This is a genomic window from Streptomyces spiramenti, from assembly GCF_012034385.1.
In the GTDB taxonomy this organism is placed as follows: Bacteria; Actinomycetota; Actinomycetes; order Streptomycetales; family Streptomycetaceae; genus Streptomyces; species Streptomyces spiramenti.
In genome coordinates this window covers 1-8263 of sequence record NZ_JAAVJB010000221.1, presented here as the reverse complement: position 1 = coordinate 8263, position 8263 = coordinate 1, and the positions used below count along the sequence as shown (strand labels likewise).

Here is an 8263-nt window from a genome sequence, read left to right as displayed (position 1 = left end):
GGCTCCCCGTCGTCCCCGCTCCCCGCGGGGGCCGGGCCGATGGCGGGGACACCGCGCGGCGGCTCCAGCACGCCGAGGCCGCCGGCCTCGGCGACCCGGTTCTCGGCCGCGCGGTCCGCGGCCTCTATGGCGAGGGCCCCTGCCGCCAGCTCCCCGTAGCCGGGCGGCGGCAACTCCGCCGGGTACAGCGGCAGGTACAGCGTGAAGGTCGAGCCGCGGGCCGGTTCGCTGGCCGCGTCGATCTCACCGCCGAGAAGCCGCGCGATCTCCCGGCTGATCGAGAGGCCCAGCCCCGTACCGCCGTACTTGCGGCTGGTGGTGCCGTCGGCCTGCTTGAACGCCTCGAAGATCACCCGCATCTTGCTCGGGGCGATCCCGATGCCGGTGTCGGTCACCGCGAACGCGACCAGCGGGGCGGTCGAGTCGACGACCGCCCCGATCTCCATCATGTGCTGCCGGATCTCCTCCGGCACCCCCTCGGAAGCCGGTCGGATCACCAGCTCCACAGAGCCGGCCTCGGTGAACTTCACGGCGTTGGAGAGCAGGTTGCGCAGCACCTGGAGCAGACGCTGCTCGTCCGTGTGCAGGGTCGCCGGCAACTCCGGCGACACCCGCACCGAGAACTCCAGGTTCTTCTCCGCGGTGAGGGGTCGCACGGACGCCTCGACGTAGTCGACCAACTGCACCAGCGCGATCCGCGTGGGCGACACGTCCATCTTGCCCGCCTCGACCTTGGACAGGTCCAGGATGTCGTTGATCAGCTGCAGCAGGTCGGAACCCGCCCCGTGGATCGTCTCGGCGAACTCCACCTGCTTGCCCGTGAGGTTCCCCTCGCTGTTGTCGGCCAGCAGCTTGGCGAGGATCAGCAGCGAGTTCAGCGGCGTCCGCAACTCGTGCGACATGTTCGCCAGGAACTCCGACTTGTACTGCATGGAGACCGCCAGCTGTTCGGCGCGCTCCTCCAGCACCTGCCGCGCCTGCTCGATCGCGGAGTTCTTCACCTCGATGTCACGGTTGGTGGAGGCCAGCTGGTCGGCCTTGTCCTTCAGCTCCAGGTTGGAGTCCTGGAGCGCGCGCTGCTGCCGCTCCAGCTCGACCGAGCGCTTCTCCAGCTGGTCGGCCAGCTCGCGCGACTGCGTCAGCAGCACCTCGGTACGGGTGTTGACCGCGATGGTGTTGACACTGGTGGCGATCATCTCCGCCATCTGCCCCAGGAAGTCCCGCTGGATCTGGGTGAACGGCTGGAAGGAGGCGAGCTCCACCACGCCCAGCACCCGGTCCTCGAAGAGGACGGGCAGCACCACCACGTGTGCCGGCTGCGCCTCCCCCAGCCCCGAGGAGATCTTGAGGTACCCCTCCGGCGTCTGCCCGTAGAAGATCGCCCGCCGCTGCTGGGCGGCGGTGCCGATGAGCGACTCACCCGGCCGGAACACCGTCGGCATGCTGCCGGGCGCGATGGCGTAGCTGCTGATCAGCTGCAGCTCGTAGCCGCTCTCGCCTGCTCCCGCCACCACGTCGGTGTCACCGCCCGCGGGCTTCGCCAGGTAGAACGCGCCGTGCTGCGCGGAGACGGCCGGCGCCAGCTCGCCCATGATGAGGTTCGCCACATCGGTGAGGTCGCGACGGCCCTGCATCAGCCCGGAGATCCGGGCGAGGTTGGACTTGAGCCAGTCCTGCTCCTTGTTGGCGAGCGTGGTCTCCCGTAGGTTCCGGATCATCGTGTTGATGTTGTCCTGGAGCACCAGGATCTCGCCGGCGGCCTCCGCGTCGATCTTCACGCTGTGGTCGCCGCGGGTCACGGCCGTCGCCACGCGGGCGATGTTGCGGACCTGGCGGGTGAGGTTCCCCGCCATCTCGTTGACGGACTCGGTGAGTTCCTTCCAGGTACCGGCGACGTCACGCACGCGGGCCTGACCGCCGAGCTGCCCGTCGGTGCCCACCTCGCGCGCCACCCGGGTGACCTGCTCCGCGAACGACGACAGCTGGTCCACCATCGTGTTGATGGTGGTCTTCAGCTCCAGGATCTCGCCCCGGGCGTCGATGTCCATCTTCTTGGTGAGGTCACCGCGGGCGATGGCCGTCGTCACCATCGCGATGTTGCGGACCTGGCCGGTCAGGTTGTTGGCCATGCCGTTCACCGACTCGGTGAGGTCCTTCCACGTACCAGAGACGCCGGGCACGTGCGCCTGGCCGCCCAGACGCCCTTCCGTGCCCACCTCGCGCGCCACCCGGGTCACCTGCTCCGCGAACGACGACAGGGTCGTGACCATGGTGTTGACGGAGTCGGCGAGCTGCGCGATCTCACCGGAGGCCTCGACCGTGACGCTCTTGGAGAGGTCGCCGTTGGCGACAGCGGTCGCGACGCCGGAGATGTTCCGCACCTGTTCGGTGAGGTTGCGGGCCATCAGGTTCACGTTGTCGGTGAGGTCCTTCCAGATGCCGGAGACCCCCCGCACCTGCGCCTGACCGCCCAGCTGCCCCTCGGTACCCACCTCACGGGCGACGCGCGTCACCTGGTCGGCGAAGGACGACAGCTGGTCCACCATGGTGTTCACGGTGGTCACCAGGGCGAGGATCTCGCCCTGCGCGTCGACGATGATCTTCTTCGTGAGGTCGCCCTTGGCGACCGCCGTGGTGACCTCGGCGATGCTCCGCACCTGCGCGGTGAGGTTGTTCGCCATGCCGTTCACGGACTGCGTGAGGTCCTTCCAGGTCCCCGCCACACCCCGAACCTCGGCCTGGCCGCCCAGCCGCCCCTCGGTGCCCACCTCACGGGCCACCCGGGTGACCTCCTCGGCGAACGAGGAGAGGTTGTCCACCATCGTGTTGATGGTGTTCTTGACCTCCAGGATCTCGCCCTGCGCGTCCACCGTGATCTTCTGCGACAGGTCGCCCCGGGCGACTGCGGTCGCGACCTGGGCAATCCCCCGGACCTGCCCCGTCAGGTTCGATGCCATGCCGTTCACGGAGTGCGTGAGGTCGCGCCACACGCCGTCCACGCCGGGGACCTGCGCCTGGCCGCCGAGGCGGCCCTCGGTGCCCACCTCCAGGGCGACCCGGGTCACCTGCTCGGCGAACGACGACAGCTGGTCCACCATCGTGTTGATGGTGTTCTTGACCTCCAGGATCTCGCCCCGGGCGTCCACCGTGATCTTCTGCGACAGGTCGCCCTGCGCCACCGCGGTCGTCACGTGCGCGATCCCGCGCACCTGGGAGGTCAGGTTGGACGCCATGGAGTTCACGGAGTCCGTGAGGCCCTTCCAGACGCCCGCGACGCCGTCCACGTGCGCCTGACCGCCCAGCCGCCCCTCCGTGCCCACCTCGGTGGCCACCTGGGTCACCTGGTCGGCGAAGGACGACAGCTGGTCGACCATCGTGTTGACGGTCACCTTGAGGTCGAGCATCTCGCCCGCGACGTCGACGGTCACCTTCTGCGTCAGATCACCGTTGGCCACCGCGGTCGTCACCGTCGCGATGTCCCGCACCTGGGCCGTCAGGTTCCGGAACGCGGTGTTCACCGATTCCGTGAGGTCCTTCCAGGCGCCGGCCACGCCGTCGACCCGTGCCTGACCGCCCAGCGCACCCTCGTCACCGATCTCCCGGGCGACGCGCGTCACCTCGAACTGGAACGACGACAGCTGGTCCACCATCGTGTTCACGGTGTTCTTCAGCCCGAGCATCTCGCCCGCGACGTCGACGGTCACCTTCTGCGTCAGATCACCGTTGGCCACCGCCGTGGTCACCGTCGCGATGTCCCGCACCTGGGCCGTCAGGTCGCGGAACGCGGTGTTCACCGAGTCGGTGAGGTCCTTCCACGTCCCCGCGACCCCCTGCACCCGGGCCTGACCGCCGAGCTTGCCCTCGGTGCCGATCTCGCTGGCGGTGCGGGTGACCTCGTCCGCGAAGGTCCGCAGCGTCTCGGTCATCGCGTTGATCGTCTCGGCCAGCTGCGCGATCTCGCCGCGAGCGGTCACCGTGATCGTCTGCGACAGGTCACCGTTGGCGACCGCGGTCGTCACCTGCGCGATCTCGCGGACCTGCGCGGTCAGGTTGTCCGCCATGAGGTTGACGGAGTCGGTGAGGTCCTTCCACACACCGGCCACGCCGTCGACCCGCGCCTGACCGCCCAGCTGCCCCTCGGTGCCCACCTCGCGGGCCACCCGGGTCACTTCCGACTGGAAGGACGACAGCTGGTCGACCATCGTGTTGACGGTGTCCTTCAGCCCCAGCATCTCGCCGGCGACGTGCACCGTGACCTTCTGGGTGAGGTCGCCGTGCGCCACCGCGGTGGTGACCCGCGAGATGTCGCGGACCTGGGCGGTGAGCCGGTACGCCATCGTGTTGAGCGAGTCGGTGAGGTCCTTCCAGGCGCCCGACACGCCTCGCATCTTCGCCTGACCGCCGAGATTGCCCTCGGTACCGACCTCCAGCGCGACGCGCGACACCTCGTCGGTGAACGCCGACAGCTGGTCCACCAAGCCGTTGACGGTCCGCCCCACGCGCAGGAACTCGCCGCGCAGCGGCCGGCCGGCGCCCCCGTCCACCTGGGTCCGCAGATCCATCCGCTCGGCGAGGTCGCCCTCGGCGACGGCACTGAGCACCCGCCCGACCTCCGAGACCGGACGGGCGAGATCCTCCACCAGGTCGTTGGCGTCGTCGATCGCCTTCGCCCAGGCCCCCTCCAGCGACCCGGCCTCCAGCCGCTCGGTGAGCTTGCCCTCCCGTCCCACGACGCGGCGCACCCGGGCCAGCTGGCCCGTGAGGTGCAGGTTCCGGTCCGCCACGTCGTTGTAGACGGCGGCCAGCTCCGCCATGGGGCCTTCCCCGGCCACCGTCAGCCGCCGGCGGAAGTTTCCCTCCCGCATGGAGACCAGCGCGGAGAGCAGGCGATCCAGGGCGGCTGCGTCCACTTCGACGGTGGCACCCCCCCGGCCTCCGCCCCGCCGCCCCCGTGCCTCGGGGCGTACCTCTCCTCCGTCTGACACCACTGTGTCCCTCCCGCGGTCTCGACCGAATCTGCCCAGGTCCTCGCTCCGAGCATTCCCAGTGTTTCACCCCACCTCAACCGGGCGATAACAGTTCGGCGGCATCGCGTGCCAGGGATCTCCCGGTCCGGGGGGATTCAGAGGACGCGCCGTCCGCTGTGACGGCGGACCTCAGTAACCTAGCCTTCGGATGCCACAGGCAGCCCGCCCACGAGAACCTTTGGGGGAGCGAAGTGATCACCGCGCGAGCTGCGGCCACCTTCGAACCGGTCGGCCGGTCCGTCGCCGCCGCGCGCGGATTCGTCCGCGACACCTTGCAGGGGTGGGGACTCGACGATCTCGTTGACGACGCGGTGGTTCTGACCAGCGAGCTGGTCACCAACGCGGTCGTGCACGCCGGCACGCCGGCGGAGGTGCACTGTCTGCGGGACGGCTCCGGCCTGCGCATCGAGATCGTGGACCGCCACCCGGAACGCGAACTGCCGGTCGGGCACGTCCGCCGCGGCGCGGTCGACCCCGACAGCGAGGGCGGACGCGGCCTGATGCTCTGCGCCGCGCTCTCCTCGCGCTGGGGCGTGGAGTACACCGCCGCGGACAAACGCGTCTGGTTCCGGCTCGACGAGCCGGTACTGCCGGTGGGGACGAGGTCCGCGGGGCCGGTCGTGACCGACGACAAGCTCCCGCTCGGCGAGACCCAGGTGCATGTCGCCGTGGTGCAGGTCGACGCGGCGCAGACCGTCTCCGCGTGGAACAGCGACGCCACCGACCTCTTCGGCTACCCGTCGGAGCAGGTCATCGGAAAGCCGCTGGGTGACCTCGCAGCCTGGCCGCACACCCCGGGCACCGGCACGGGGATCGCCGAGGCCCTGGCGCTCTCCCGCTGGGAGGGCAGTTACGGCCTGCGGGCGGCCGACGGGCGAACGCTGCCCGTGTACGCCACCCACCTGCGGGTCCGCGACGCGCACGGCGAGCCCTCCACCGTCTGCCTGCTGGTCCGGGAACACGAGCGCGCGGTGCTGCAGAGCCACACCCGTCCCTCCGCACCGGGCGACCACGACCAGTCGCCGGAGGGCCTCGACGCCCTCATCGGCTCCCCCGCCCCCGACGACCTGGACGGGCTGCTCCAGCGGATCGTGGAACGCGCCCGCGACATGCTCGACGGAGACGCCGCGTTCCTACTGCTCGCCACGGACGACGAGACGGAATTGGAGGTCCGCGCCTCCACGGGGTTGTCCTCCACCCGTCAGCGGTTCGCCCGCGTCGTGGTCGAGACGGGTGGCGGTCGGTACGGATCGGCGCGGATGCCGTCCGTGCACGGCGACCTCGTGGACGAACCGGGCGCCGTGCCACTGCTCTCGGGCACCGGCATGCACGCCGTCGTCACGGTGCCCCTCAAGGTCGAGGGCCGCCTCACCGGCTCGCTCGGTGTCGCCTCCGAGACCCCGGGCCGCTACACCAACGAGGAGGCGCTGCGGCTCCAGTTCGCCGCCGACCGCGTCGCACTCGCGGTGGAGTCCGCACGGCTGACCGAACTGGAACGGCTGCGCCGCGGTTCGCTGTCGTTCCTCGTCGAGGCATCGGAACTCCTCGCCGGCACGCTCGACCGCGACCAGACCCTCGCGCTGATGGCACAGATGACCGTGCCGACGCTGGCGACCTGGTGCGCGGTCTACACGCTGCCCGAGCAGAGCCCCGAGCCCGAACTGGCCTACGTCCTCCACGAGGACGAGGACCGCATCGACGGCATCAAGGCACTGCTGGAGCGGGTGCCGCCGCCGGACCCCGACGTCACCCGCGGCGTCAGTCCCTGGACCGCCCCCGCCGACGCGGCGCACGACACCGCGCTACGGAGCTCACTCCGGCGCCTGGCGCTGGGTGAGGCGCACAAGGGCACGGCGGCGCCCGGCACGAGCCTCGCCACGGCCGCCGCGGTCGGCGGGGAGACGGTGGTGCTCCCGCTCCTCGCCAGGAACCGCGTGATCGGACTGCTGGTGCTCGGCCGCGGCGCCGACGAGCGCTTCCGCCAGGAGACGTTGGAGCTCGCCGGCGACCTGTCCCGCCGGGCCGCGCTCGCCCTGGACAACGCGCGGCTGTACAGCGAGCGGACCGCGATCAGCCAGTCGCTGCAACGCAGCCTGCTGCCGCCGGAGCTGCCGGACATCGACGGTGTCGATGTCGAGGTCATCTACCGTGCCGCGGGCGCCGGCAACGAGGTCGGCGGCGACTTCTACGACCTCTTCCCGATCTCCGAGGGCGCCTACGGTTTCGCCATCGGGGACGTCTGCGGCACCGGCCCCCTCGCTGCGGCCGTGACGGGCCTCGCACGGCACGCGCTGCGGCTGCTGGCCCGCGAGGGTCTCAACGGGCCGGCCGTCCTGGAGCGGCTCAACGCGGCCATCCTCGACGAGGGCCCGCGCGCCCGTTTCCTGACGCTCCTCTACGGCGAACTGCGACCGCGGCCGGGGGGCGGCGCCGACCTCCGCATGGTCTGCGCGGGCCATCCCCTGCCGCTCCGCCTGCAGCAGGACGGCACCGTCACGGCTGCGGCGACCCCGCAACCGCTCCTCGGCGTGATGGACGACCTAGAACTGCACGAGGAGACCTACGTCCTGGAGCCCGGCGACGTCCTGCTGTGCGTGACCGACGGCGTGACGGAACGCCGGGAGGGCACCCGCATGCTGGGCGACGACGGGCTGGCGGAGGTCCTCTCCTCCTCGACCGGTCTGACCGCCGGTGCCGTCGCCGCGAGAGTCATGCGGGCAGTGGAGCGGTTCGCCGCCGACTCCCCCTCCGACGACATGGCCATCCTGGCGCTGCGCATCCCGGAGTGACCTCCCGGTGGTGTGCCGCCGGGAGGGCGGGACGCCACCAGGGGCCGCGGTGCACGGTTGTCGCCACGCTCCGCGGCGTTGTCGAACGGCAGACCGACGCGACGCCGGCGGACTGTACCGCGCGGTCCGAACTACCGGGCAGCCCCGCCGCGGTGGCTCCGACGGACGAGGGCAGCACGGGGACGCAAGCCGCCACAACGCAAAAGGGAGCGGATCCCACCTCGATGAGGTGGGATCCGCTCCCTTTACTACTGAGCCCCAAAACGGAATCGAACCGTTGACCTTCTCCTTACCATGGAGACGCTCTACCGACTGAGCTATTGGGGCAATTTGTTCGGCGGCGACCTACTCTCCCACACGGTCCCCCATGCAGTACCATCGGCGCTGAAAGGCTTAGCTTCCGGGTTCGAAATGTTACCGGGCGTTTCCCTCTCGCCATGACCACCG

Annotated in this window: 2 protein-coding genes, 1 tRNA gene and 1 rRNA gene; 1 reads left to right on the top strand and 3 read right to left on the bottom strand. The window is 70.5% G+C overall.

Annotated elements, in window-relative coordinates; all coding sequences use genetic code 11:
* Positions 1-4910 (bottom strand): HAMP domain-containing protein (locus tag HCJ92_RS19875; RefSeq protein WP_420824747.1); only part of this gene is annotated, 4910 nt, incomplete at its 3' end.
* A gap of 308 nt (positions 4911-5218) precedes the next feature.
* Between HCJ92_RS19875 and HCJ92_RS19870 the strand changes: the two genes are divergently transcribed.
* Positions 5219-7816, top strand: coding sequence for a SpoIIE family protein phosphatase (locus tag HCJ92_RS19870; RefSeq protein WP_338054276.1), 2598 nt, complete (start codon positions 5219-5221; stop codon positions 7814-7816).
* A 254-nt stretch (positions 7817-8070) separates the two neighbouring features.
* On the opposite strand, the gene HCJ92_RS19865 is transcribed toward HCJ92_RS19870, so the two are convergent.
* Positions 8071-8143 (bottom strand) — tRNA-Thr (locus HCJ92_RS19865).
* Positions 8144-8148: 5 nt separating this feature from the next.
* A 5S ribosomal RNA gene (rrf, locus tag HCJ92_RS19860) occupies positions 8149-8263 on the bottom strand; the annotation flags it as partial.